The organism is Shinella zoogloeoides, from assembly GCF_033705735.1.
GTDB classification, from domain to species: Bacteria; Pseudomonadota; Alphaproteobacteria; order Rhizobiales; family Rhizobiaceae; genus Shinella; species Shinella zoogloeoides_A.
Window position 1 is genome coordinate 91,801 of the sequence record NZ_CP131131.1, and the last position, 22,659, is coordinate 114,459.

Annotated in this window: 21 protein-coding genes and 1 tRNA gene; 15 read left to right on the forward strand and 7 right to left on the reverse strand. The window is 65.0% G+C overall.

Translation table 11 applies throughout. The features are described 5' to 3' along the window. The first annotated feature begins 130 nt into the window (after positions 1-130). The 4 genes from ShzoTeo12_RS17895 to ShzoTeo12_RS17910 are packed head-to-tail and all read left to right on the forward strand — an operon-like array spanning position 131 to position 5,696. On the forward strand, positions 131-2,563 hold the full coding sequence (locus ShzoTeo12_RS17895; protein ID WP_318913297.1) for a glucan 1,4-alpha-glucosidase: 2,433 nt from the start codon (positions 131-133) through the stop codon (positions 2,561-2,563). Between the two features lie 3 nt (positions 2,564-2,566). After that, positions 2,567-3,595, forward strand: a complete 1,029-nt coding sequence (gene gnd, locus ShzoTeo12_RS17900; RefSeq protein WP_318913299.1) for a phosphogluconate dehydrogenase (NAD(+)-dependent, decarboxylating) — start codon at positions 2,567-2,569, stop codon at positions 3,593-3,595. Next, positions 3,592-4,971: a glucose-6-phosphate dehydrogenase gene (gene zwf, locus ShzoTeo12_RS17905; protein ID WP_318913300.1), complete on the forward strand. Its 1,380-nt coding sequence runs from the start codon at positions 3,592-3,594 to the stop codon at positions 4,969-4,971. The genes gnd and zwf overlap by 4 nt, the downstream gene beginning before the upstream one ends. A gap of 14 nt (positions 4,972-4,985) precedes the next feature. Next, complete coding sequence (locus ShzoTeo12_RS17910) at positions 4,986-5,696, forward strand: ROK family protein (protein ID WP_318913302.1); 711 nt, start codon at positions 4,986-4,988, stop codon at positions 5,694-5,696. A gap of 78 nt (positions 5,697-5,774) precedes the next feature. Here the strand turns inward: ShzoTeo12_RS17910 and ShzoTeo12_RS17915 are convergent, their stop codons facing one another. Next, positions 5,775-6,548 carry an SDR family oxidoreductase gene (locus ShzoTeo12_RS17915; protein WP_318913303.1) on the reverse strand — a complete coding sequence of 258 codons (774 nt, stop codon included), beginning with the start codon at positions 6,546-6,548 and terminating at the stop codon, positions 5,775-5,777. Positions 6,549-6,685: 137 nt separating this feature from the next. Between ShzoTeo12_RS17915 and ShzoTeo12_RS17920 the strand changes: the two genes are divergently transcribed. After that, a complete protein-coding gene (locus ShzoTeo12_RS17920) occupies positions 6,686-7,582 on the forward strand; it encodes a LysR family transcriptional regulator (protein ID WP_318913304.1) in 897 nt (298 codons plus the stop codon). 121 nt (positions 7,583-7,703) lie between these two features. On the opposite strand, the gene ShzoTeo12_RS17925 is transcribed toward ShzoTeo12_RS17920, so the two are convergent. Then, complete coding sequence (locus ShzoTeo12_RS17925; RefSeq protein ID WP_318913306.1) at positions 7,704-8,444, reverse strand: hypothetical protein; 741 nt, start codon at positions 8,442-8,444, stop codon at positions 7,704-7,706. A 934-nt stretch (positions 8,445-9,378) separates the two neighbouring features. Here ShzoTeo12_RS17925 and ShzoTeo12_RS17930 point away from each other — a divergent pair. Next, positions 9,379-9,822: an NUDIX hydrolase gene (locus tag ShzoTeo12_RS17930; protein WP_318913307.1), complete on the forward strand. Its 444-nt coding sequence runs from the start codon at positions 9,379-9,381 to the stop codon at positions 9,820-9,822. Positions 9,823-10,255: 433 nt separating this feature from the next. Here ShzoTeo12_RS17930 and ShzoTeo12_RS28280 read toward each other — a convergent pair whose 3' ends face one another. Both ShzoTeo12_RS28280 and ShzoTeo12_RS17935 read right to left on the reverse strand, forming a co-directional pair. Then, positions 10,256-10,510 (reverse strand): DUF6538 domain-containing protein, encoded by a 255-nt coding sequence (locus ShzoTeo12_RS28280; RefSeq protein ID WP_413251196.1) that lies wholly within the window; start codon positions 10,508-10,510, stop codon positions 10,256-10,258. A gap of 131 nt (positions 10,511-10,641) precedes the next feature. Further along, positions 10,642-10,715: transfer RNA gene (locus ShzoTeo12_RS17935), tRNA-Gln, on the reverse strand. A gap of 236 nt (positions 10,716-10,951) precedes the next feature. Here ShzoTeo12_RS17935 and ShzoTeo12_RS17940 point away from each other — a divergent pair. Genes ShzoTeo12_RS17940 through ShzoTeo12_RS17950 form a run of 3 tightly spaced genes read left to right on the forward strand, consistent with a single transcriptional unit; the run spans position 10,952 to position 13,589 of the window. Continuing rightward, entirely contained in the window at positions 10,952-12,493 is a 1,542-nt protein-coding gene (locus ShzoTeo12_RS17940) for an exopolyphosphatase (RefSeq protein ID WP_413251178.1), read from the forward strand. Continuing rightward, entirely contained in the window at positions 12,490-13,206 is a 717-nt protein-coding gene (locus ShzoTeo12_RS17945) for an RlmE family RNA methyltransferase (protein WP_318913310.1), read from the forward strand. Before ShzoTeo12_RS17940 ends, ShzoTeo12_RS17945 begins: the two co-directional genes overlap by 4 nt. Beyond that, positions 13,206-13,589 carry a VOC family protein gene (locus tag ShzoTeo12_RS17950; protein WP_119254393.1) on the forward strand — a complete coding sequence of 128 codons (384 nt, stop codon included), beginning with the start codon at positions 13,206-13,208 and terminating at the stop codon, positions 13,587-13,589. Before ShzoTeo12_RS17945 ends, ShzoTeo12_RS17950 begins: the two co-directional genes overlap by 1 nt. 193 nt (positions 13,590-13,782) lie before the next feature. Here the strand turns inward: ShzoTeo12_RS17950 and ShzoTeo12_RS17955 are convergent, their stop codons facing one another. Then, the gene (locus tag ShzoTeo12_RS17955) at positions 13,783-15,192 is read right to left on the reverse strand and encodes a DHA2 family efflux MFS transporter permease subunit (protein WP_318913312.1); all 1,410 of its coding nucleotides are present in this window, start codon (positions 15,190-15,192) and stop codon (positions 13,783-13,785) included. 299 nt (positions 15,193-15,491) lie between these two features. On the opposite strand from ShzoTeo12_RS17955, the gene ShzoTeo12_RS17960 reads away from it, so the two are divergent. From ShzoTeo12_RS17960 to ShzoTeo12_RS17980, 5 genes are all read left to right on the forward strand, one after another. Next, the gene (locus ShzoTeo12_RS17960; RefSeq protein ID WP_318913314.1) at positions 15,492-16,484 is read left to right on the forward strand and encodes an MBL fold metallo-hydrolase; all 993 of its coding nucleotides are present in this window, start codon (positions 15,492-15,494) and stop codon (positions 16,482-16,484) included. A gap of 347 nt (positions 16,485-16,831) precedes the next feature. Then, positions 16,832-18,328, forward strand: coding sequence for an IMP dehydrogenase (gene guaB / locus ShzoTeo12_RS17965; protein ID WP_318913315.1), 1,497 nt, complete (start codon positions 16,832-16,834; stop codon positions 18,326-18,328). Positions 18,329-18,472: 144 nt separating this feature from the next. Then, positions 18,473-18,832, forward strand: coding sequence for a hypothetical protein (locus tag ShzoTeo12_RS17970; protein WP_119254397.1), 360 nt, complete (start codon positions 18,473-18,475; stop codon positions 18,830-18,832). Positions 18,833-18,935: 103 nt separating this feature from the next. Further along, positions 18,936-19,355, forward strand: a complete 420-nt coding sequence (locus ShzoTeo12_RS17975; protein WP_318913317.1) for an MAPEG family protein — start codon at positions 18,936-18,938, stop codon at positions 19,353-19,355. An 83-nt stretch (positions 19,356-19,438) separates the two neighbouring features. After that, on the forward strand, positions 19,439-20,314 hold the full coding sequence (locus ShzoTeo12_RS17980; protein ID WP_318913319.1) for a dienelactone hydrolase family protein: 876 nt from the start codon (positions 19,439-19,441) through the stop codon (positions 20,312-20,314). Here ShzoTeo12_RS17980 and ShzoTeo12_RS17985 read toward each other — a convergent pair. Further along, the gene (locus ShzoTeo12_RS17985) at positions 20,311-20,883 is read right to left on the reverse strand and encodes a GNAT family N-acetyltransferase (protein WP_318913321.1); all 573 of its coding nucleotides are present in this window, start codon (positions 20,881-20,883) and stop codon (positions 20,311-20,313) included. The genes ShzoTeo12_RS17980 and ShzoTeo12_RS17985 overlap by 4 nt on opposite strands. Next, positions 20,877-21,830, reverse strand: coding sequence for a LysR substrate-binding domain-containing protein (locus ShzoTeo12_RS17990; protein ID WP_119254401.1), 954 nt, complete (start codon positions 21,828-21,830; stop codon positions 20,877-20,879). Before ShzoTeo12_RS17990 ends, ShzoTeo12_RS17985 begins: the two co-directional genes overlap by 7 nt. A gap of 276 nt (positions 21,831-22,106) precedes the next feature. Here ShzoTeo12_RS17990 and ShzoTeo12_RS17995 point away from each other — a divergent pair, with 276 nt between their 5' ends. Then, entirely contained in the window at positions 22,107-22,403 is a 297-nt protein-coding gene (locus ShzoTeo12_RS17995; protein WP_162911161.1) for a DUF1127 domain-containing protein, read from the forward strand. The last annotated feature ends 256 nt before the right edge of the window (positions 22,404-22,659 follow it).

Sequence of the window (22,659 nt, forward strand, 5' to 3'; positions counted from 1 at the left end):
TGTCCTGCCGCCGAGGATTGCGCAATGCCGGAATCGAAAATACCGTCGCCGGGCGCTTCGCATGGTCTGGCGCAAGGCCGCCGGGTAGGTCATGTTTCAACCTTGTCCGAAAAGGGCGATGAGGTGAAAGATGGTGGACGGGTCACTCGCACCTGGGCGGCCGGGGATAGCGGCGCGCTGGACATCAAGCGCCAAGAGCGGTGTCGGAACCGCGCTCTCGTTCCGCAGCCCGCTCTGGTTCACCATCAGCCACGGCATCCTGAACGAGATCTATTATCCGAGGCCCGACAATGCCTGCACGCGCGATTTCGGGCTGGTTGTAACCGGGGCAGACGGCGGCTTCTGGGAAGAAAAGCGTGATGCCAGCCATGACATCGAGGCCATGGAGAAAGGCGTGCCCGCCTATCGGCTCGCCAACAAGGCTCTGGACGATGCCTGGTGTATCGAGAAACTCATCCTGAGCGACCCGGCGCGGCCCTGCCTCCTCCAGGAGATCACCTTTACCCCGCTCAAGGGCAAGATTGCAGATTATCGCGCCTACGGTCTGCTGGCGCCGCATCTGGTGAATGCCGGCATGGGCAATACCGCCTGGATCGGTGAATATGGCGGCGTGCCGATGCTGTTCGCGACCGGGCGCGGCACGAGCCTTGCTCTTGCCTGCTCGCTGCCCTGGGGCGCCCGCTCCGCCGGCTATGTCGGCGTCTCGGATGGCTGGCAGCAGCTCCGCGCATCCGGTCGCCTCGATCCCGATTTCCGGCGCGCCGAAGACGGAAATGTCGCGCTCACTGCCGAAATCGGCTTTTCCGAAGACGCCCGCACGGCCGTCCTGGCGCTTGGCTTCGGCGATACGTCCGACGAAGCGGCGGAGCACGCCATTGCCAGCCTGTCGCAGGGTTTCGATACGGCGGCAAAGGCTTATCTTTCCGAGTGGCGGGAATGGCAGGCCAAGCTTGTGCCGCTCGACCGCGCCGGGCCATCCACCGCCCTCGATCCCTATCGCGTATCGACGGCGGTTCTGGCCACGCACCGTTCGTCACAGCCTCCGGGAGCCGCGGTGGCCAGCCTCTCGATTCCCTGGGGTTCCGCCAAGGGGGATGACGATCTCGGCGGCTATCACCTTGTCTGGCCGCGCGACCTCGTCGAGACGGCCGGCGGCTTTCTCGCCGCCGGCGATGCGGAAGAGGCGTTGCAGATCCTCGGTTATCTGGAGACCATCCAGCAGGACGACGGGCACTGGCCGCAAAATGCCTGGCTGGACGGCGCCGCCTATTGGCCGGGCCTTCAGATGGACGAATGCGCCTTTCCCATTCTGCTCGCCGACGCCCTGCGTCGTGCGGGCCATCTGCCGGAAGAGAGATTCCAGCGCTTCATGCCGATGATCGAGAAGGCTGCGTCCTATGTGGCTCGCAACGGCCCGGTGACCGGTGAGGACCGGTGGGAGGAGGATGCCGGCTATAGCCCCTTCACGCTGGCGGTCGAGATCGCCGCCTTGCTGGCGGCCGCCGACCTGCTCACGCTTTCCGGCAAGGCGGACGCCGCCACCTACCTGCGGGAGACCGCCGATTGCTGGAATGAACAGATCGAGCGCTGGACCTATGTCGAGAACACACCTCTCGCGGTGGAGCATGGCGTAGCCGGCTATTATGTCCGCATCGGCGCGCCGGATACCGCCGACGCCGCCTCGCCGAAGGACGGTTTCGTGCCCATCAAGAACCGGCCGCCGGAGGCCTCCAGCCTGCTGGTGCGCCAACTCGTCAGCCCCGATGCGCTGGCGCTGGTACGTTTCGGCCTGCGGGCGGCCGACGATCCACGCATCCGCGACACGGTCACGGTAATCGATGCCTTGCTGCGCTGCGACCTGCCGCAAGGCCCGCTCTGGTATCGCTACAATGACGATGGTTACGGTGAGCATGACGACGGCGCGCCCTTCGACGGCTGGGGGACCGGCCGGCCATGGCCGCTGCTTGCCGGTGAACGGGCGCATTACGAACTGGCCGCCGGGCGGCGCGAGGAGGCGGAGCGTCTGCTCGGCGCGCTGGAGGGATCGGCCAATGCAGGCGGGTTGATCCCGGAGCAGGTCTGGGACGGTGAGGACTTGCCGGATCTCGAATTGTTGCACGGCCGCGCCTCCGGCAGTGCCATGCCGCTGGTCTGGGCACATTCCGAGCATATCAAGCTGCTGCGCTCGCTGAAGGACGGCGCCGTCTTCGACCTCCCGCCACAGGGGATCGAGCGCTATGTCAGGAGCAAGACCATATCGCCGTACCGATCATGGCGCTTCAACCAGAAGACCGCCTCCCTGCCCGCCGGCAAGCTCCTGCGCATCGAGGTTCTGGCGACCGCCATGGTGCGTTGGAGCCTCGACGGCTGGGCGACCGTTCACGAGAGCGAGACACAGGAGAAGGCGTTCGGCATCCATATCGTCGATTTGCCCATTGCCGATGCCGATCCTGGTGCTAGCCTTGTCTTCACGTTTTTCTGGCGCGACGCAGGCCATTGGGAGAATGCGAACTACGCCGTTGCCGTTTTGCAATCCTCTTCAACGTCACCAGCACGGGAGTAAGATATGCAGATCGGAATGATTGGCCTCGGGCGCATGGGCGCCAGTATGGTGCGGCGCCTGATGAAGGCCGGGCATGAATGCGTCGTCCATGACATCAATCCGGCAAGCATCGCCGATCTCGCCCGGGATGGCGCCGTCGGCGCGGCTTCTATCGAGGATCTCGTCGGCAAGCTGCAAAAACCCCGCGTCGTCTGGCTGATGCTGCCGGCCGCAATCACGCGCAAGGTCGCCGGCGCGGTCGCCGACTTCATGGAGGCTGGCGATTCCATCGTCGACGGCGGCAATTCCAATTATCGCGACGCGGTCGATCAGGCCGCGCTTTTCTCGAAGAAGGGCCTGAATTACCTGGATGTCGGCACCAGCGGCGGGGTCTGGGGGCTGGACCGCGGCTATTGCCTGATGATCGGCGGCCCGGACGAGGCGGTGAAGCGCCTCGATCCGATCTTCGCCAGCCTGGCGCCCGGTGCGGACGCCGGCAACGCGCCGGACGGTGCGGCAGGCACCGCGCCCTATGGTTACCTGCATTGCGGTCCGAGCGGCGCCGGCCATTTCGTCAAGATGGTCCACAACGGCATCGAATACGGCATCATGGCCGCCTATGCCGAGGGGATGAACATTCTCAAGGCAGCCAATGCCGGCGCGCAGAGCCGCGATGCGGACGCCGAGACGACGCCGCTGGACGAACCGCATTATTATCGCTTCGACATCGACCTGGCTGAGGTCGCCGAGGTGTGGCGGCACGGCTCCGTTATCGGTTCCTGGTTGCTCGACCTCACCGCGGGCGCCCTTAAGGCCGATCCCGAGCTTTTAAAATTCAGCGGGCGGGTGTCCGATTCCGGCGAAGGCCGCTGGACGTTGAAGGCCGCGATCGATACCGGCGTTCCGGCGCCCGTTCTGTCGACGGCCCTATTCGACCGCTTCTCCTCGCGCGGTGAAGCCGAATATGCCGACAAGCTTCTTTCGGCCATGCGCTTCGCTTTCGGCGGGCACGTCGAAAAGCCGAAGTCCCCGACCGCGGGAGAGAACGAATGAGCAGCCACCGATCCGACGTTCTGGTGCTGTTCGGGGCAACCGGCGATCTGGCCCACAAGAAGATTCTTCCCGCGCTCTACTCCATGGTGAAGCGCGGTGTTCTGACCGAACCGGTCATCGGCGTGGCGCTGGAGGATTGGGATCGCGCGAAGCTGGCAGAACGCGCGCGCGACGGCATCGAGGCAGCCAACGGCAAGGTTGACGAGGATGCGTTCCGCAAACTTGCCGATCTTCTCCACTATGTCAGCGGGGACTACCGCGACCCGGCAACCTTCACCCGGTTGAGGGAAGCGCTGTCGAGCGACAAGTCGCCGCTCTATTATCTTGCGATACCGCCCTCCATGTTCGAACCGGTGGTGCAGGGGCTGGAACAGTCCGGCGGCGCCGCCGGCGCCAGGGTGATGGTGGAAAAGCCCTTTGGCCGCGATCTGCAATCGGCACGCTGGCTCAATCGGGTCCTGCACATCGTCTTCGACGAGGCGTCGATCTTCCGCATAGATCACTATCTCGGCAAGGAAGCGATCCAGAATCTGCTCTATTTCCGCTTCGCCAATGCCTTTCTCGAACCGGTATGGAACCGCAATTTCGTCGATAGCGTGCAGGTCACCATGGCCGAGAACTTCGGTGTGGAAGGCCGCGGCAGGTTTTATGACGAGGTCGGCTGCATCCGGGATGTCATCGAGAACCATCTCCTCAACATCATTCTGCTTCTGGCCATGGAGCCTCCGGCCGGCAACAATGCAGACGATCTGATCGATGAGAAGGTGCAGGTCCTGAAGGCAGTACGCACGCTGACGGCAAACGATGTCGTGCGCGGACAGGTCGATGGATATCTGCAGGAACCGGGCGTCGCGGCGGCTTCGCCGCGCGAGACCTTTGCCGCCGTGCGCTTCATGATCGATACCTGGCGCTGGCAGGGCGTGCCTTTCTATATCCGCGCCGGCAAGAACCTGCCGGTGCATGCGACGGAGGTTCTGGTGCGTTTCAAGCAGCCGCCGATTGCCGTGTTCGATGCCGTCGCGCGTGACGAGGCGAATTATCTGCGTTTTCGTATCAGCCCCGATGTAGCCATCGGCATCGGTGCACGCCGCAAGGCGTCCGGTGATGCGATGGTGGGTGAAAAGGTGGAACTGAGCGCCCTCGACACGGATACCAGGAACGAAATGGAGCCATATGAGCGGCTGATCGGCGATGCGATGAACGGCAATCGACAATTGTTCACCCGGCAGGATGCCTCGGAGATTGCCTGGCGCATCGTTGCCCCGGTGCTCGATGATCCGTCGCCGCCCGCCGTCTACCAGCCGGGAACGTGGGGGCCGAAGGAAGCCATGGCGGGCTTCTGCCCGCCCGGCGGCTGGGTCGATCCGGGAACGTGACGGAGGGCGAGACGATGGATGCATGCACCGAGGCAAATCAGCCGGCAAGCGACGAGCAGAAGATCGTTCTCGCCGTCGATATCGGCGGCTCCCATGTCAAGATCCGCACCAGTTCGGGCGGCGAGGAGCGCAAGTTTACTTCGGGTGCGGGCATGGGACCTGCCCGGATGATGGCGCAACTGAAAGTGCTCGCCCAGGATTTGCGCTTCGATGTTGTCGCGATGGGATATCCGGGGCCTGTCGTCCACAACCGGATCGTGCTCGACCCACGCAATCTCGGTCCGGGCTGGGTGGGGTTCGACTTTGCCGGCGCCTTCGGCAAGCCGGTCAAGATCGTCAATGACGCGCTGATGCAGGCGATCGGCTCCTATGAGGGCGGGCGCATGTTGTTTCTCGGCCTCGGCACCGGGCTGGGGGCGGCCATGATCGTCGATCATGTCGCGCAGCCCATGGAGTTGGCCCATCTGCCCTATAAGAAAGGCAAGAGCTTCGAAGCCTATGTCGGGGAAGCCGGGCTTGAAAAACGCGGCAGGAAGAAATGGCGAAAGTCCGTCTTCGATGTCGTGGAACGGCTGCGGGCTGCAATGGAGCCCGACGATGTCGTCATCGGCGGCGGCAATGTCGAAAAACTGGACGAAATGCCGCCCGGTGCCCGGCGCGGTGACAACGCCCTCGCCTTCGAAGGCGGTTTCCGTCTCTGGCACGACGCGGCACTCGTCGTTTGAGTCGGAACCGCGCTCCTTCACGCGGGCCGCGCGAAGGAGCGGGGTAGTCCCTGGCCGCCGCCAGGTCGTCCAATGGCGTTACTTGGTCGTGTAACCGCCGTTGACGAGGATCGTCTGACCGGTCATCCACCAGCCCTCCGAGACCATGAACCGGATATAGGGGACGATGTCCTCGATATCGGTGAGGCCCGTTTTTGAGAACTTCGAAAGCGCGGCTGCCGTCTTGTGGTAGGCAACCGCATCGGCGCCCTCGGCCGGATAGAAGAACGACGTGTCCATCGGGCCGGGGCCGATCGCCGTCACCGAGATGCCACGCTCGCCGAACTCCTTGGAGGCCGCGCGGGTGAAATGCTCGACCGGCGCCTTGGTCCCCGCATAGGCGGCGTAGAAGGGGGTGAACGCCCCCAGCAGCGAGGTGACGAGCGTGCAGATCTTGCCGTTGTCGTTGAGGTGCTTGCCGGCCTCCTTGATGAAGAAGAAGGCCGATTTGGCGTTGACCGCGCTCATCTCGTCGTACTCGGCTTCGGAGATCTCGAGCATCGGCTTCTTCAGCACCTTTCCGACGGTGTTGATCGCGATATCCGGCTTGCCAATCGCGGTGACGGTGTCGGCGAAGAGCTTTTCCATCGCGCCGGCCGTGGTGAGATCGGCCTGAAAGGCGACCGCGTCCGCGCCCGCTGCCTCGATGGCGGCGACGGTCGCCTCCGCATCGGCCCTGGTGGCGGCGCTGTTGTAGTGGATAGCGATCGCTTTTGCCCCATGGGCAGCGAGATCGCGGGCGATCAGCGCGCCGAGGTTCTTTGCGCCTCCCGCGATGAGAATGGTTTTACCTTTGATACTATGGTCGGTCATGGCGCGAGCCTCCGTGCTTCGTGCGGCCGCGTCATGCGATCGCTTTCGAGGGCTCACGATATCGTCTACAATTATGCTATAAAGCCGGTTATTCTGAAATCACCTGTCGTCATTCCTGTACAATAGAGGCGCCTTGCTTGGACCGCATCGACCTGTTCCGCATCTTCGTCCGTGTCGTCGAATGCTCGAACTTCACGCGCGCGGCCGATATGCTCGGCATGCCGCGCTCGTCCGTATCGGCAGCGGTGCAGGAGCTGGAAGGCCGTGTCGGGGCGAGGCTCCTGCACCGGACGACAAGGGTGGTCTCGCCGACGCAGGACGGCCTGGCCTTTTACGAGCGCTGCCGGCGGCTGATCGCGGATGTGGAGGAAGCCGAAAACGTATTCCGCCAAACCGCCGCGCCTTCGGGCCGGCTCCGGATCGATGTTCCGGGCCGTATCGGCCGGCTTGTCATCGCGCCGGCACTTCCTGAATTTCTCGACGCCTATCCCGAGATCGACATCGATCTCGGCGTCACGGACCGCGCGGTGAATCTGGTGGAGGACAGTGTCGATTGTGTGCTGCGCGTGGGGCCGCTCGCCGATTCCGGCCTGATCGCGCGTCAGATCGACGATCTCCCGCTGATCAATGTCGCAAGCCCAGCCTATCTCCTGCGCCATGGCATGCCTGAAGCGCCGGAAGATCTTCGCGATCATCTGGCGATCAACTACGCCTCGCCATCGAGCGGCCGCATCGAGGCCTGGGAATGGGTCGAGGACGGGGTAATCAAGACCCGGCCGATGCGCAGCCGCGTCGCGGTCAACAGCGCCGAAGCCTATATCGCCTGCTGCGTGGCCGGCCTAGGCCTGATCCAGATTCCCGCCTATGACGTTCGCGACCATCTCAGCGCCGGCGAGCTCGTCGAGGTGCTGCCTTCATATCGCGCGGAGCCGATGCCGGTGACGCTTCTCTATCCGCACCGCCAGCACCTTTCACGCCGGCTGCAGGTTTTTGCCGACTGGCTTGAGGCCTTGCTCAGGCAGAGGCTTCTCTGAATGAGGGTCAATCGGCATGCCGTTGAATGCTGGTCAGCGCGGCGGGCGCTTGGAGGCATCGGCAGGCGCTTCAACGCACGTGGTTTGCGCGGCAGCGCCTGCTCGGCTGCGATACCCGCAGCTATGAAGGCTCCGGGATTGGATATGGCGTGGCCGGCAGCGGTGCCGTTTGGGGCGGAAAGTGAGGACAAGGCAGGCTGTTGCCTGCGAAATAGATATGGTGGAAGGCGTCGGCACGTCCGCCGATCAGGCACACGTCGTCACGCCGCCAGCGCCAGGGCAGGGTGCAAAGCCTTTCTTCGAAATCCGCCGAAACGGTTGCCGACCAGAAAGCTGCGATGCCGCCGGGGGAGAGAATGCGATGGACGGATTTCAGGCCATCGTCGCTGTAAATCGCGTCATTCGTCTCCCGCACCGTGAAATCGGGGCCGTTGTCGGTGTCCATCAGAATGACATCGTAGCCTTTGTCCTGCCGCTTCAAAAAGTGCTGTATGTCGACCACGCGAAGATCCACCCGTCGATCGCGCAGCGGATGGCCGGCCAGATGGCCGATATGCTCCCGGTTCCAGTCGACGATTTCCGGGACCAGCTCGCAGACGGTCACCTCGGCATTCTCGTCGATCCAGTCGAGCGTCGCGCGCAGCGTGAAACCCATGCCGAGCCCGCCAATCAGCACGCGCCGGACCGGACGGCCGAGAAGCCGGAGGCTCCGCTCGGCGAGGATCGTTTCCGACCGGTGATTGATGTTGGACATCAGCTCCAATCCGTTGAAGCGGATCTCGTGGATGTCACCCTTCCTGCGTAAGAGAATCTCGTCGCCGGCTGCGTTGCAGACCCGTGCCAGTTCCGTCCATAAGGGCATGTCGTTTCCTTGCATTGTTCCATCGTCGGGTGAGGCGGTCCGTTCGGGTTGCCAGCGCTCAGAGGCGCGGCAACCCGGCGACATGGCCTGGCGCGTCTCCGCGAGACGGGCCGGTGAGCCCGAGAGCGCCCCTGCGGGAGTGAACAAGGTTACGAATACGGTCAGGCAAGGTCGTGCCCCTCGTCGCATCGCGGACGAGCGGCTCGAGGCGTGCACGGCGGGTGAGCGATAGGTCCACGATGAGAAGCAAGGCGTGCTTGCCCAATGCGATCTCCAACAGTTGGCTGATGCGATGCGGCCCAAATCCCGCAAGCGCGTTCGCACGCGCGAAAGAGGGCGCGGCGGAGCCGAGCGGCGGGACATGTTCGGATAAGGCGAATGAACGCTCTCCCTGGGCGGCCTCTAACCAGAAGGAGGGCCGACCAGGGTCAGGAGCTCGTGATCAGACGTAACCTGGAGCTATGGCGGGTGAAAAGCGCGTTCATGCCGATACTATCGGCCATGGAAAGCGGAAAGTCAAAGCACTGAAAAAAAAGAAAAAACGGGAAATATCCCCCCCTTGAATAGGGCCGCGAGAGACCCTATGTCCAGACCATGTGCATGGAAACGTTCATCAGGATGACCAGGCTTGCCGGCGAAGCACGTGCTTCGTCCCGGAGCGGCACCCTTCCATTTTTCGATCGCCGCACCTAGCCAGCTCCGGGAATATTATCATTGCGGTTCATTTCAGCGATGCGCTTGCATCGCGCAAATGGAGCGTAACCGTGAGACATCCCCTCCCGTTGCAATTCTGCATATCCTGCAATCGTTCTCTGCCGCGCGCGGCTCGCCGCTGCCCGTGGTGCAAACGTCTGGCCGTTGCCCAGATCGATCCGGCGCTCAAGCAGCGGAATGTCCCATCCGTTCACCGGTTCGGTGTCGAGGGGGAAAGGCTATGAGAGGTGTTCTGAAGGAGCAGGCCGCCGAAGTCCTGTTGCAGCGATATGGAGCCGTCCCGTGGCGGAGGGATCAGCGTGGCCGCGTGCGCGTGCTGCTCGTGACCTCCCGGGGGCGCGGCCGCTGGATCGTTCCGACGGGATGGCCGATGAAGGACAAGCCGTCCTATCTTTCGGCGGCGATGGAGGCTTTCGATGAAGCCGGCGTGATCGGCGATATCCTCACCTATCCTCTGGCAGGCTATCGCTATGTCAGGGAGACGGCGGAGGGCGTGCTGCAACATTACCATGTGACCCTGTTCGCGCTACGGGTGCGCGGCACGCTAACGCATTGGCCCGAACGCAAGCAGCGCATCCGCGGCTGGTTTGATCCTGAGGAGGCGGCCGACAAGGTGGAGAATGCGGAACTGGCGCGCGCCATCCGAACCTTCCAGCCTGACTGAACTCCCTGCTGAACCTGCTGCTCGCTGCTGAAGCTCGGCGCGACCGTCAGCTCCATGAGCCCATGGCATGAGGGTGAGGAATCGGTCGAGACCAGCTCCAATCTCCGTGCTTGCAGCTTTTGATGCAAAGACCGCATTGTGGCTGGCCAGCCCTCTCCCCGATGGGGCCGGCTGGCGGTGAAGCGTTCGCGTCGACAGTCCGGCTTCTCCGTCTTCGCGCCACCGGGCGCGCCTCGGTCAAGGTCTGGCGGAACCGCTTCCTTGCACTGATAGCGTTCTTCCTCGTCAAGCGAGGGCCAGACAAACCGGCCATCCGGGCGGCGGCATGGGATGCCCAAAGCCCGGTATCGAGCGCATTGCCGCCAAGGGTTTTCCGCGTTTGTTCGGCTACGTCGGCCCAGAATTTGGCGCGTGCGGCACCGCCCATCCTCTGTCAGATACGCGCCGGAAGCGCGGCCGGCGTGCTCCCTCGCCAGAATATGGTTGTAGAATTCCTGTGCGAGGTGGCCGATTTGGCAAGCATGGGATTTGCGCGGGCTCTCTCGAAAAGTTTTTCGGTGAGCCGATATAGTTCGTCCGCTCGCAGCCGCGCCGTTCTCGTGGAGCAGGCTCCCAACATGCGCACGAACTCGCGTCTTTTCAGCCTGTCGCGCAAATTGGCGGGCACGACTCTGCGGAAATGAAACATACGTCCGCGCCGGACAACATTGAAAGGAGCTGCCACGTCGCTTCGCTCGCGTAGCGGTTTGTAGCAAAATGCTTCATCCCGCCTGAGGTGGCGCGAGGCACTTTAATGATTTCAATGATTTAGGAGGAAGTTGGCTGGGGAACCTGGATTCGAACCAAGATTAACGGAGTCAGAGTCCGTCGTTCTACCGTTGAACTATTCCCCAGCATGGCTGGCTCCGGCGGGGCCGGTGCCTGTGAGGCGGGCTTATAAACAAAAGGCGGCGTGTTGCAAATGGTTTTTTTGGAAAAAATTGCGGCCTGCTGTTCGGCATGCACTGTTACCGCCGCGTCATAAAAAGAATTTGGCGAACGGGCCGGGCGCTGGTAATGTCGCGCCAACGAAGATCGAGAGAGCGCCTGCTTGCAGCTTAAGGCTTTGCGCGGCGCCATAGGCAGTACAGTGAACGACCCCGACAGCGGCGAAAAGCCGTCCGTTTCCGGGGCGCGAGATGCGGACAATGCGGGGCGGCCGAAGCGGTCGCGCCGTCGCAAGGGAAAGCAGAAGGGCGCCATGAGTCCCTCTGCCGTTTCCCCGTCCGCAGGCCAGGCGGCCGGTTCGTCCGCGCCCGCCGAGCGCCCCCAGGCCGCGACGAGCGGCAACAATGCGCGCCGGAACAAGCGTCGCAGGCACGGCAGGAATCCGGGCGGCGAGAATGTGCGTCCGCTCGCGCCCGTCGGCCAGCGCGAAGACCCCCAGCAGGATCAGGCGGATAGCCGCAAGCCGCGCCGCAAGCATCGTGGGCGGAAATCCGCGGCGCGCCCGGCCCCGGCGACCGCCGAAGCTGGCGGGCTCCTGCCGCCGATCGAAGCCGGCGCCGTGCCGCGCACGCCGCAGCACGTTGCCGAACCCCGGCGCGAAGCCGCGCCGCCGCATCGTTCGGCCGAGCGCGAGCATCACGACGCGCCGCTCTACGCCGCGCTCGATCTGGGCACCAACAATTGCCGCCTTCTCGTGGCCCAGCCGACCCGGCCCGGCCAGTTCCGGGTGGTGGATGCCTTTTCGCGGATCGTGCGCCTCGGCGAGGGGCTTGCGGCGAGCGGCCGGCTTTCCGACGAGGCGATGGACCGCTCCGTCGAGGCGCTGAAGATCTGCGCGGCCAAGCTGAAGAACCGCAATATCCGCCGCAGCCGCCTCATCGCCACCGAGGCCTGCCGCGCGGCCGATAATGGCGAGATGTTTCTGGAGCGCGTGCGCGAGGAGACGGGGCTCGAGCTCGAGATCATCAACCGCGAGACGGAAGCGCGGCTTGCGGTCTCCGGCTGCTCCTCGCTCGTCGGGCGCGAGGCGAAGTCCGTCGTGCTCTTCGACATCGGCGGCGGCTCCTCGGAAATCGCGGTCATCCGCATCGGCGACAACCGCTCCAGCCGGCTCGCCAACCACATCACCCACTGGACCTCGCTGCCGGTGGGCGTCGTCACGCTCTCCGAGCGCCATGGCGGACGGGACGTGACGCCGGAGAGCTTCGCGGGCATGGTCTCGGAAGTCGAGGGCATGCTGGCGAATTTCGATTGCCCGGGCGAGAGCGTCCATGCACCGGAGGATTTCCACCTCATCGGCACCTCCGGCACGGTGACGACGCTGGCGGGCGTTCATCTCGACCTGCCGCGCTACGACCGCCGCCGCGTCGACGGCGTGTGGCTCTCGGACGACGAGGTCACGGCCATGCAGGCGCGGCTGCTCTCCTGGGACTTTTCCGCCCGCGCGGCCAATCCCTGCATCGGGCCGGACCGGGCGGACCTCGTGCTCGCCGGCTGCGCCATCCTGGAGGCGATCCGCAAGCGCTGGCCGTCGCGCCGCATGCGCGTTGCCGACCGCGGCTTGCGCGAGGGCCTGCTCACCGACATGATGGCCGATGACGGCGTCTGGCGCCGCGGCCGCCACCGCCGCAACCAGCGCGGCGGCCATCGCAATCCGGCAAAGCCCGAAGGACAGGCGTCATGACCAAGACCCCCATCGGCCGCAAGCTCGGCCAGAAGGTCAAGAAGGGCAAGCTCAAGGCCTCTTCCCGCCGCTGGCTGGAGCGTCATATCAACGATCCCTATGTGCAGCGCGCCAAGCTGGAGGGTTATCGCGCCCGCGCGGCCTTCAAGCTGCTGGAGATCGACGAGAAGCACAACATCCTCGGCGGCGCCCGGCGCATCATCGACCTTGGCGCGGCGCCCGGAAGCTGGTCGCAGATTGCCGCCAAGGTGACGGGCTCGACGGATACGGACCCGCGCGTCGCCGCCATCGACTTCCTGGAGATGGATCCGCTGCCCGGCGTGCACATCCTCCAGATGGACTTTCTCGATCCCGATGCGCCGGAAAAGCTTATCGAGGCCGTCGGCGGCACGCCGAATCTCGTCATTTCCGACATGGCGGCGCCGACCACCGGCCACCGCCAGACGGACCACCTGCGTACCATGCATCTGTGCGAGGTCGCCGCGCATTTCGCCGTCGAGGTGCTGGCCGAGGGCGGGCATTTCCTCGCCAAAACCTTCCAGGGCGGCACGGAGCGCGAGCTTCTCAACATGCTCAAGCAGAATTTCAGGCAGGTCATCCATGTGAAGCCGGGCGCTTCGCGCGCCGAGTCGGTGGAAATGTTCCTGCTCGCCAAGGGCTTCAAGGGCCGCAAGGCGAAGGATGAGGCGGCGGAAGAAAACGAGGAAGCCTGATGCTTCTCTACACCACGGTCGGCACCAATGATCTTGTCCGCGCCGGTCGCTTCTACGATACGGTCCTGCTGCCGCTCGGCTATGCAAGGCAGAAGGAAGCGACGGGCGAGATCGGCTATGCGGCGGATGGCGACGTGCGCTGCCGCTTCTGGGTCGTGGAGCCCTTCAACCGCGAGCCGGCCACCTTCGGCAACGGTGTCACCATCGCCCTTGTCGCCCCGAACCGTGCGGCTGTCGACGCATTCCACGCTGCAGCGCTCGCTGCCGGTGGTACGGACGAGGGCGCGCCGGGCCTGCGGCCCTTTCATGCCAGCTTCTATGCGGCCTTCGTGCGCGACCATGACGGCAACAAGCTGGCGGCTGTCTGCGAAAAGCCGGAATGATTTGATTTCTTGAGGCGGGGGCGCCCCTCATCCTTCTGCCGGGACCTTCTCCCCGCAGGCGGGGAGAAGGGGGTGTCGCACCGTTTTCCCCCAAGGCTCAAGATGCAGGAAAACGATGCGCCCAGCGCTCCTCGCCCCGCTTGCGGGGAGAGGACGCCGGCAGGCAGGGGAGGGGGTTATCCTCCACGCCTCGTCATTTCACCGTCACCGCGTCTTCCTCCCGGCCCGCCATGCGGTGGCCCGAGACGGTCGAGCCCGCATTCTTCGCCATGGCGATGAAAGGTAGGACGGCGGCAAGCGTCAGCACCGAAATCACCATGAAGGCGATCTGGAAGTCGCGCAGTTCCAGCGGCGAGCCGGTGAGCGATGTCTCGATCTCGAGGATCGCGCCGGCCACCGCAACGCCAAGCGCCAGGCTGATCTGCTGGAGCACCGCGCTCATCGAGGTCGCCTTGCTGGCGTCGACGTCTGGAATGTCGGCGAAGGAGAGCGCGTTCACGCTGGTGAAGAAGAAGGACCGGGCAAAGCCGGCGATGAGCAGCACGCCGGCCATGAACCAGAAGGGCGTTGTGGGCGTGAAGAGGCCGTTGACGAAGGTCAGCGCCGCGCCGCAGATGCTGGCGACGATCAGCGTCGTGCGGAAGCCGGCAAGCGTGAGCACGCGCCTTGCGACGAACTTGGTGGTGATCGCCCCGATGGCGCCCGTGAAGGTGACGAGGCCGGACTGGAAGGGCGAAAGCCCGAAGCCGACCTGCAGCATCAGCGGCATCAGGAACGGTACCGCGCCGACGGAGATGCGGAACAGCGTGCCGCCGATGGAGGCGGCGCGGAAGGCGCTGTCGCGGAAGAGTTTCAGGTCGAGCAGCGGCGTCGGATGGCGCCGCGCATGGCGAACGTAGAGCACGCCGCACAGAAGGCCGACGGCGGTGGCGACGATGCCGATGATCGGCGGCAGGGCCGGCAGGCTGACGACGGAGAGGCCGAACATCGTGCCGGAGGCGGCGACGGCGCTGAGGAAAAAGCCCGTCCAATCGAGCGGCGGCGGGGCGGCGGCGCGGATCTCCGGCAGGTAGATGCCCGAGAGGACATAGCCGACGATCCCGACAGGCACGTTGATGAGGAAGATCCAGTGCCAGGAGAAATAGGTGGTGATGAAGCCGCCGAGCGGCGGGCCCGCCAGCGGGCCGACGAGCGCCGGGATCGTCAGCAGCGCCATCGCCGAGACGAGCTCGGAGCGCGAGGTGCTGCGCACCAGCACGAGGCGCGCGACGGGCGTCATCATCGCCCCGCCCATGCCCTGGAGGAAGCGGGCGACGACGAAGGCGACGAGGCTGTTCGCCACCGCACAGAGAATGGAGCCGGCGACGAAAACGAGGATGGCGAAGCGGAAGATGCGCTTTGCCCCGAAGCGGTCCGCCATCCAGCCGCTCAGCGGAATGAAGGTCGCGAGCGACACCATGTAGGAGGTCAGCGCCAGCTTCAGCGTGATCGGCCCGACGCCGAGATCGGCGGCGATGGCCGGCAGCGAGGTGGCGATGACGGTGGAGTCCATCTGCTCCATGAAGAGCGCGACGGCAAGGATGAGGGGAACGATACGGTTCATCGGCAGATCGCGATACTGGTTCTGGAGCAATTCCAGCAGAAATGTGCAGCGGTTTTGCGTCCGCAATCGTGAGAAAAATAAGATGGGCGCTTTTTGCGAATTGGCAGGAAGCGGACGGCGCTTGCGCGGGCACCGTCTTCTGCGCCCGTTGCCGTCCTCTGTCAAATCGCGGCGGCCGTTCGCGCCCATCACAACCCCGTGATGGGGCGAGACTGCATCGTGACCGTGCCCTAGATCGGGCCATGGCATCCTGCCGCCGGGGTCCTGAGCCCAGGCAACACCTGACCGGAGACGATACCATGGGAGACCCTTCGACGATCTCGCGCCGCTCCTTGTTTCTCGCCGCCGGCGTCGGCACATTGGCCGCGCCCCTGGTGCTGAACCGCGCCGCCCTTGCCCAGACCGAGACGGACACGACCGACATGAGAGCGAGCCCCATCGAAACGCGCAGCATGAAGCTCGGCAGCTTCCGCATCCTTACCGTGCGCGACGGCATCCGCCCCTCGGGCGCGCCGAGCGAGACCTATGGCATCGGCCAGCCCGCCGAGGCCGTCGCCGCCCTGCTCACGGAGAATTTCCTGCCTGCCGACACGTTTGTGAACAGCTTCACGCCGACGCTCGTCGATACGGGCTCCGAGGTCGTGCTGTTCGATACCGGCATGGGCGAGGGCGGGCGGAGCGCCGGCATGGGCCGCCTGCTGGAAGGGTTGAAATATGCCGGCTACACGCCGGACCAGATTTCCGTCGTCGTCCTCACCCACATGCATGGCGACCATATCGGCGGGCTGATGGAGGGCGGCAAGCCGGCCTTTCCCAATGCCCGCTATGTCACCGGCCGCACGGAATACGATTTCTGGGTCAATCCCGAGCGCATGGGAACGCCCGCCGAGCAGGGCCACCAGGGCGTCCTCTCCAAGGTCCAGCCGCTCGCCGAAAAGCTCAGCTTCATCGAGAACGAGGGCGAGGTGGTGCCCGGCATCACCGGGCTCGACGCCTTCGGCCATTCGCCCGGCCACATGATCTTCCGCATCGAATCGGAGGGCAGGGCGCTGATGCTGACGGCCGACACGGCGAACCATTTCGTGCTCTCGCTGCAGCGGCCGGACTGGGAGGTGCGCTTCGACATGGATAAGGCCGCGGCGGCGGCGACCCGCAAGCGTGTCTTCGACATGATCGCGACCGACAGGCTCCCCTTCATCGGCTACCACATGCCCTTCCCGGCCGCCGGCTTCGTGGAAAAGGCGGGCGAGGGCTATCGCTTCGTGCCGGTGAGCTATCAGTTCGACGTTTGAGATGTCGACCGCGGTGGTGAGCGGTGGAGGCAAAAACCCCTCCTCCCGCTGCCGCGACCTTCTCCCCGCAAGCGGAGAGAAGGGACTTGGGGCAATGCCGTGCAACATCTGCCTTCTCCCCGCTTGCGGGGAGAAGGTGCCGGCAGGCGGATGAGGGGCGGCGGCCCTGCGGCGCCTGTTCAGAAGCAGGCCCCGAAACCGATTGCCGGCTTTTTGCTATTCCCAATCCGTCATGAACGTGTTACCAGCCCTCGCCAACTTCCAAGAATTTCTTGCAAGCGACCGAGGTGGACAACTCCCAATGTCCTCCCTGGGCAGCCTGCTATTACACTGAAGGAACTTGGCCTATGGCGCGCATCATTGAAACGGCAACCGGTCTCGAAGCCCTGACCTTCGACGACGTTCTCCTGCAGCCCGGTCACTCCGAGGTCATGCCGGGCCAGACGAACATCGCGACCCGCATCGCCCACGATTTCGAGCTGAATCTGCCGATCCTCTCCTCCGCGATGGACACGGTCACGGAAGGCCGCCTTGCCATCGCGATGGCCCAGGCCGGCGGTCTCGGCGTCATCCACCGCAACCTGACGCCCGCCGAGCAGGCCGAGGAAGTCCGCCAGGTCAAGAAGTTCGAGAGCGGCATGGTCGTCAACCCGGTGACGATCGGCCCCGATGCGTCGCTCGCCGACGCGCTGTCGCTGATGAAGGCGCACGGCATTTCCGGCATCCCGGTCGTCGAGAACGGCGGCAATGCCAAAGCCGGCCGCCTCGTCGGCATCCTGACGAACCGCGACGTGCGCTTCGCCTCCGACCCGACCCAGAAGATCTACGAGCTGATGACCCGTGAGAATCTCATCACGGTGAAGGAGAACGTCGACCAGCAGGAGGCCAAGCGCCTGCTGCACCGCCACCGCATCGAGAAGCTGCTGGTGATCGACGGCGACGGCCGCTGCGTCGGCCTCATCACGGTGAAGGACATCGAGAAGTCGCAGCTCAATCCCAACGCCTCCAAGGATGCGCAGGGTCGCCTTCGTGCCGCTGCCGCCATCTCCGTCGGCGATGACGGGTTCGAGCGCGCCGAGCGCCTCATCGATGCCGGCGTCGACCTGATCGTCGTCGATACGGCGCACGGCCACTCGCAGCGCGTGCTCGATGCGGTGACCCGCGTGAAGAAACTGTCGAACTCGGTCCGCGTCATGGCCGGCAACGTCGCGACGGGCGACGGCACCCGGGCGCTCATCGATGCGGGCGCGGATGCCGTCAAGGTCGGCATCGGTCCGGGCTCGATCTGCACCACCCGCATCGTCGCCGGCGTCGGCGTGCCGCAGCTCGCCGCTATCATGTCCTCCGTCGAGGCGGCGCAGGCCGCGGACATTCCGGTCATCGCCGACGGCGGCATCAAGTTCTCGGGCGACCTTGCCAAGGCGATCGCCGCAGGCGCTTCCGCCGTCATGGTCGGCTCGCTGCTCGCCGGCACGGACGAGAGCCCGGGCGAAGTGTTCCTCTACCAGGGCCGCTCCTTCAAGGCCTATCGCGGCATGGGCTCCGTCGGGGCAATGGCGCGCGGCTCGGCCGACCGCTACTTCCAGGCGGAAGTGCGCGACACGCTGAAGCTCGTGCCGGAAGGCATCGAGGGCCAGGTGCCCTACAAGGGCCCGGTCTCGGGCGTGCTGCACCAGCTTACCGGCGGCCTCAAGGCCTCCATGGGCTATGTCGGCGGCAAGGACATCAAGGAATACCAGGAGCGCGCCACCTTCGTGCGCATCTCCGGCGCGGGCCTGCGCGAAAGCCACGCCCATGACGTGACGATCACCCGCGAAAGCCCGAACTATCCGGGCGCCGTCTGATCGGCCGATCCTGACAGCACTTTTGCGGAATGCCCGGCTTTTGCCGGGCATTTTCGCTTGGCGGGGTGCCACTCCCGTTTCGTTTTTCCGTTCGCCTGCGTAGGATGAAATGCCGGCAATCTCGCCGGCTATCGGGGGAACATCATGAAGACGATTTTGGCTGGCGCCCTGCTGGGCCTGGGTCTCGTCGTGCCTGCGCAGGCGCAGACCGTCAATGCCGGCACCTACACCGTCGAGGGCACCAATCTCGACGGTTCGGCCTATGGCGGCACGGCGACCATCGAGCTGACCAGCGAGACGACTTGCTCGATCGAATGGCACACCGGTTCGACCACGTCGAACGGCATCTGCATGCTCTACGACAATGCCTTCGCGGCCGCCTACGTGCTGGGCGATGCCGTCGGCCTCATCGTCTACGAAGCCAAGGGCGACGGGTCGCTGGAAGGGGCCTGGACGATCAGCGGCAAGGACGGCTCGGGCAGCGAAACGCTGACGCCGCAATAGGAGGGCGCCTTTTCCTTCGGCTTGCGGCACGGCAGCCTTTCCGGTTGAGGCTTTAGCCGGAAACACTTATGCAGGTGGCTGAAACGCAAGCCGAAGGTTCCCCATGTCTCCCACGGAAGCCACCATCTGGCCGATGATCGCGCATGCCGCGCTCATTTTCGGCCTCTATATCCTGCTCTCGACCCGCCGCGTCGGCGCTGTCAGGGATGGCCGTGCCAAGGCCGAGCAGTTCCGCGAGAACCGGGACGAACCGGCCGAAAGCCTCGTCGTCAAGAACGCCATCGCCAACCAGTTCGAGCTGCCGGTGCTGTTCTATGCGGTGAGCATCCTTCTCTATCTCGTCGATGCCGACAATCCGGTGACGGTCGCCGGCGGCTGGCTCTTCGTGGCGCTGCGCTACGCGCATGCCTATGTGCATGTCACCTCGAACCGCCTGCGCTACCGCCGCCCGCTGTTCATCGCCAGCCTGCTGGTCGCGATGATGCTCTGGCTCTGGCTCGCCGTCTGGCTGGCGCTGACCTGATCCGCCGGTAACGCAGTTGTGTTGGGCGCGTGGGCGCGCGGGGCCTATCTTGTCCTTCTGGCCGAAAATCCGGAGGATCCGCCATGGACAGGACGCAGATCACGCAGGCGATGGTCGACGCCTATGACGAATACACTCACCTGACGCTCGACCGCCGCCGCTTCATGGAACGGCTGACGGCGCTTGCGGGCTCCGGCGCCGCGGCGGCCGCCATCGCACCGCTGCTTGCCGCCAATTCCGCGAGCGCCGAGATGATCGCCTCCGACGACGAGCGCCTTTCGGCGAAGGATGTCGTCTATGGCGGCAGCTCGGGCGAGATGAAGGGCTATCTCGTGCGCCCGAAGGCGGCAACGGGGCCGCTCGGCACCGTCATCGTCATCCACGAGAACCGCGGCCTCAATCCGCATATCCGCGACGTCGCGCGGCGCATGGCGCTGGAAGGCTTCATCGCGCTCGCCCCCGATTTCCTCTCGTCCTCGGGCGGCACGCCGGATGACGAGGACCAGGCGCGCGACATGATCGGCAAGCTCGATCCGGCGGCCACGGTCGCCAATGCGGAGGCAAGCCTGCAGTTCCTGGCAAAGCTCGACGGCGCGAACGGCAAGGTCGGCGCCATCGGCTTCTGCTGGGGCGGCGGCCTCGTCAACCGCTTCGCGACGGCATCGCCGGAGCTGAAGGCCGCCGTCGCCTATTACGGCGCGCAGCCGTCGGCCGAGGCGGTGCCGAACATCAAGGCGGCCCTGCTGCTGCATTATGCCGGCCTCGACGAACGCATCAATGCCGGCATCGACGCCTATCGCAAGGCGCTGGAGGCGAACGGCAAGACCTTCGAGATCCACGTCTATGACGGCGTCAACCACGCCTTCAACAACGACACCTCCGCCGCCCGCTACGACAAGGCCGCCGCCGACCTTGCCTGGCAGCGCACGGTGGCGTTCCTGAAGAAGTATGTCAGCTAGTCCTTGACCGTCAGCCGCATGGCGCAGCGCGTGTCGCGCGGCAGGCCGTGTTCGGATTCCTCGTCGAGCACCGCGTCGAGGCGCGCCGGAAGCGTTGCCTCGTCGAGCGTCTCGAAGCCCAGCCGCTCGTAGAACGGGCAGTTCCACGGAATGGTGCGGAAGGTCGTCAGCGTCACGGCCACAAGGCCGCGTTCCGCCGCCTGCTCGACGGCATGGCGGATCAGCCGGCGGCCGATGCCGAAGCCCTGGTGCAGGTGATCGACGGAAATCTCCCAGATATGCAGTTCGGGCCCGACGACCTCGGCGCTCAGGAAGCCGACGGGCTGGTCGCCGTCGGCGGCCGCGACCCAGTTCGTGCCCTTGCCGATGAGGTCATGGTGCCGCTCGGCGCTCTGCACGTCGCCGACCGCCAGCCAGGAGAAGGCCTCGATGAGGCGGAAGGCCCGCGCGGCCGACCGCTCGATCCGGCGCAGCGTCTCGATTTCGTCTTCGCGGGCGGGCCGTACCGTCACCCTGGACGGCCCGGCCTTGCCTGCGGGGATGCCGTCCAGAGGAATGAGTGTCACCATCCCGGCAGGATCTGTCCCGGCCTCAGCCGCGCGAGGCGCGGAAAGACCTTCACTTCCGCTTCCGGCAGGTCATCGGCCGCCGTCAGCGGCGTGATGTTGTCGAGGCAGGCGGTGATATGGCTGGTGATGGCGTTGGAGAGCGAGGGCGAAAGGCCCGGCCGCCGCATGATGCCGATCTGCACGGGGGCGAGCGGCGGAAAGCCGTCCGCCTGCGTCAGCACCTTCATGCCGGGGCGCAGCGCCGATTCCGGCAGAACCGAAACCGCCATGCCGGCCATGACGGCGGCGGCGACGACGGTGGAAGACCAGCTCGTGAACAGCACCTGGTAGTCGCGCCCGACCGAATCGAGCGCCGCGCAGGCGATCTGCCGCCACTGGCAGTCCCGCCGGCCGACGGCGAGCGGCACCGGCGCGTTCTCCGGCAGCGGATGGTTGGCCGACATGACCCAGCAGAGCGGCTCCGTGCGCACCACGTCGGACTGGCGCTGGCGCGGATTGTGCGTGACGAGCGCGATGTCGAGTTCGCCCTTGGCCATCTTCTCGGCAAGGTCGACCGAGGGCTCGCACACGATATAGAGCTCGACATTCGGATGCGTCTTGGCAAAGCGCATGATGATCTCGGGCATGTAGCGGTCGGCATAGTCGTCCGGCGTGCCGATGCGCAGCATGCCCTCAAGGCGGTTGTCGTCGAAGGCGGCGATGGCCTCGTTGTTGAGGCGCAGCATCCGGCGGGCGAAGTTGAGCAGGCGCTCGCCTTCGGCCGTCAGCCTGTTGCCGCGCCCGTCCTTCATGAAAAGCTGCTTGCCGATACGCTCTTCGAGCCGCCGCATCTGCATGGACACGGCCGACTGGGTCTTGAAGACCCGATCCGCCGCCCGCGTGAAACTTCCCGTATCCGCGATCGCAACGAAGGTCTGGAGCTGGTCGATGTCTAACGGAGCGGACATAACGTTACTCATAAGATTGTTTGATTGATAGTATTAGAAACATTCGTTGGACTGATCAATGTCTTTCTGCGAAAAAGCGATTGTCGAACGATGGCTTGTCCGCCAGCCATCGCCGACAGGATCTGCCGCTTCGCCCAGACCTCCCGGCCGGCGGCTCTTCTTGCAGTCCAGTTCCCCCTCACCGTCACCCGTACCCTGCGGGCGGCGAACGATCACAGGTGCCGCGCGGGCCCCATCGAAGGACGATGGTGCGCGGAGCCGGAAAGGAGAAATGCCATGCGCATGATCGACCGCAGAATGGAAATCGAGGCACCGGCGAAACGTCGCCAGGTCTCCGGCCTTCTTGTCCATGTCCGCAACGCTGCCGCCAGATTTGCTCGTGCATGGCAGAACCGCCGCGCGATCAACCGGCTGAGCGAGCTCGACGACCACCAGCTCTTCGACATGGGCTTGTGCCGCAGCGACGTCCAGGCCGTCCGTTCGGCCTCCTTCTTCTCCGATGCCGGCCTGCATCTGACGATCGTGGCGCGCGAGCGTGCCCGCCGCCATGTGCGCCAGGGTCGCTCGGACTGATTTCCTCCGGCGCCGTCCTTCCCTCCCGGACGGTTCCTGACTTCCCCGCAGGGTGAGAGCCAATAACCCTGCCGCTTGCCCGGCGTGCGACTCCCAAGGTCCGCGTCGGGCTTTTTCAAAGGGCTATTTCCCGAAAATCCGCTTTACCTTAGGTAAACCACCCTCGGCTACCGTTGCCATGGCAGCCGCGGAGCCGTTCCGCGGGCATGACGCCGTCTGCCTTCCGGATGAGCCGGACCCAGCTCTAGCCCTCGGA

Coding starts and splice junctions, on each gene's coding strand:
- ShzoTeo12_RS17960 (WP_318913314.1), top strand. CDS start 15,492: ATGGGAGACCCTTCGACGATCTCGCGCCGCTCCTTGTTTCTCGCCGCC.
- ShzoTeo12_RS17895 (WP_318913297.1), top strand. CDS start 131: ATGGTGGACGGGTCACTCGCACCTGGGCGGCCGGGGATAGCGGCGCGC.
- ShzoTeo12_RS17945 (WP_318913310.1), top strand. CDS start 12,490: ATGACCAAGACCCCCATCGGCCGCAAGCTCGGCCAGAAGGTCAAGAAG.
- ShzoTeo12_RS17955 (WP_318913312.1), bottom strand. CDS start 15,192: ATGAACCGTATCGTTCCCCTCATCCTTGCCGTCGCGCTCTTCATGGAG.
- guaB (WP_318913315.1), top strand. CDS start 16,832: ATGGCGCGCATCATTGAAACGGCAACCGGTCTCGAAGCCCTGACCTTC.
- gnd (WP_318913299.1), top strand. CDS start 2,567: ATGCAGATCGGAATGATTGGCCTCGGGCGCATGGGCGCCAGTATGGTG.
- ShzoTeo12_RS17985 (WP_318913321.1), bottom strand. CDS start 20,883: ATGGTGACACTCATTCCTCTGGACGGCATCCCCGCAGGCAAGGCCGGG.
- ShzoTeo12_RS17980 (WP_318913319.1), top strand. CDS start 19,439: ATGGACAGGACGCAGATCACGCAGGCGATGGTCGACGCCTATGACGAA.
- ShzoTeo12_RS28280 (WP_413251196.1), bottom strand. CDS start 10,510: ATGTTTCATTTCCGCAGAGTCGTGCCCGCCAATTTGCGCGACAGGCTG.
- ShzoTeo12_RS17995 (WP_162911161.1), top strand. CDS start 22,107: ATGCGCATGATCGACCGCAGAATGGAAATCGAGGCACCGGCGAAACGT.
- ShzoTeo12_RS17975 (WP_318913317.1), top strand. CDS start 18,936: ATGTCTCCCACGGAAGCCACCATCTGGCCGATGATCGCGCATGCCGCG.
- ShzoTeo12_RS17950 (WP_119254393.1), top strand. CDS start 13,206: ATGCTTCTCTACACCACGGTCGGCACCAATGATCTTGTCCGCGCCGGT.
- ShzoTeo12_RS17970 (WP_119254397.1), top strand. CDS start 18,473: ATGAAGACGATTTTGGCTGGCGCCCTGCTGGGCCTGGGTCTCGTCGTG.
- ShzoTeo12_RS17990 (WP_119254401.1), bottom strand. CDS start 21,830: ATGTCCGCTCCGTTAGACATCGACCAGCTCCAGACCTTCGTTGCGATC.
- ShzoTeo12_RS17930 (WP_318913307.1), top strand. CDS start 9,379: ATGAGAGGTGTTCTGAAGGAGCAGGCCGCCGAAGTCCTGTTGCAGCGA.
- zwf (WP_318913300.1), top strand. CDS start 3,592: ATGAGCAGCCACCGATCCGACGTTCTGGTGCTGTTCGGGGCAACCGGC.
- ShzoTeo12_RS17910 (WP_318913302.1), top strand. CDS start 4,986: ATGGATGCATGCACCGAGGCAAATCAGCCGGCAAGCGACGAGCAGAAG.
- ShzoTeo12_RS17915 (WP_318913303.1), bottom strand. CDS start 6,548: ATGACCGACCATAGTATCAAAGGTAAAACCATTCTCATCGCGGGAGGC.
- ShzoTeo12_RS17925 (WP_318913306.1), bottom strand. CDS start 8,444: ATGCCCTTATGGACGGAACTGGCACGGGTCTGCAACGCAGCCGGCGAC.